Origin of the sequence: Athalassotoga sp. (assembly GCF_049965695.1) — a bacterium.
In the GTDB taxonomy this organism is placed as follows: Bacteria; Thermotogota; Thermotogae; order Mesoaciditogales; family Mesoaciditogaceae; genus Athalassotoga.
On record NZ_JBMFWB010000049.1, the window covers coordinates 1 to 1,504 of the forward strand.

Consider the following 1,504-nt stretch of genomic DNA (forward strand, 5'->3'; position numbering starts at 1 on the left):
CCCAACCTTTACATCTATTCCAAACTTTTCTTTGAAATACCTTTTGCCATATAAACTTTGCCTTACGAAAGACTCTCCAGAAGGTATGTTACAATCGGGCTGGACCCACCATCCGTTGACTATGTTCCATCTGCCGGATTTTACGAGTTTTGCTATCTCATCGAATAATTGAGAATCTGTCTTTTCGATCCATTCATACATCATGGCCTCGCCCTTCGTAAAGATCAGATCGTCAGAATTTTTTAACATTTCGACCATTGTCCGGCAGGTCGAGATCATCTCGGAGACTCCTTCGGGCCATCTCCATAGCCAGACCGGATCTATGTGCGCGTTACCAATCATGTGAATGATCATCTCTTCATCATCCTTTCTAATTATCAAAAAGCCATTTAGGCTTAATTTTTTATTATCGTATTTTCAACACATTTCACCCTTCCGTGCGCTGATGCGCCCAATGCTACGACAAATGCGTCTCCCAGTGTCGATAATTCAACCTTTATTTCATGATCGTAGAAAAGATATTTCTTTATAGTGTTTCTAACCGAATTCAGGAAAGTATTTCCAAGATAGGTCGCCTTTCCTCCTAAAAAGATCGTCGATATGCCTGTAAGGTGAATCGTTGAAACTATTACCGCGCCAACCTCTTCTCCAACTTCTTTTAAAAATTCAATTACTTTTTTATCTCCGTCCTTTTCGGCCTTTTTCAGACTTTCAAAGTTCGATATTCCAAATGCTTTGACTCTGTCGAGAATGGCATCCGCACCGTAAATATCTTCAAGATATTTGAACTTACCATCATCTTTTACAAGAAAATGTCCCATCTCACCTGCGTAACCGTATTCTCCGTGATGAATTTCTCCATTTAAGATTATGCCGGATCCGATACCTTCTTCCATATGAATGTATATGAACGAGTTCAAATTCTTACCTTTCCCATAGTATTTTTCGGCGATCGCCGCCACATCGGCGTCATTTTCTATCCATGTGTTAACTTTGTATTTGTTCGAAAAGATCTTTGCAAGCGGTACATTTTCAAATTCCAAAAATTTTGCCGGTTTTAGAATAATCCCGTTTTTAGAGTCAAGTGTTCCGGGTGCTCCGAAAGTTATAGCGTTTACTTTGTTCGAATTGTTGAGTATAAGATTGTCTGCTATCTTAAAGACAGAATTCATTATTGAATCGTAATCAAGTGAGGTATAGCGTTGGGATTTTCTGCTTAAAATTTTTCCACTTGCATCAACAAGGCATCCTTCAACCTGCTTTCTGAGAATTCCTATTCCGACAACGTAAAAAGCATCGGGTACAATTTCAAGCAAGGTTTGAGGCTTTCCTATTTTGGATGGATCGTGATCTTTTTCTTTTTCTCTTATAAATCCCAATTCCACAAAATTTTTGGTGATTTCTCCGACAGTGGTTTTTGTGAGATCTACTGATTACCGCTAATGAGCCTGAACTTGTATAATAAAAGTATGGATAAAAAAATAGCAGAATGGAAAAGGGTACG

Annotated in this window: 1 protein-coding gene and 1 pseudogene; both read right to left on the bottom strand. The window is 38.7% G+C overall.

Annotated elements, in window-relative coordinates:
* Positions 1-354 (bottom strand): annotated as a pseudogene (locus ACP5NR_RS08685) (alpha-mannosidase); the annotation flags it as partial.
* Between the two features lie 41 nt (positions 355-395).
* Positions 396-1,379 carry an ROK family protein gene (locus ACP5NR_RS08690; RefSeq protein WP_428006354.1) on the bottom strand — a complete coding sequence of 328 codons (984 nt, stop codon included), beginning with the start codon at positions 1,377-1,379 and terminating at the stop codon, positions 396-398.
* Between the last annotated feature and the right edge of the window lie 125 nt (positions 1,380-1,504).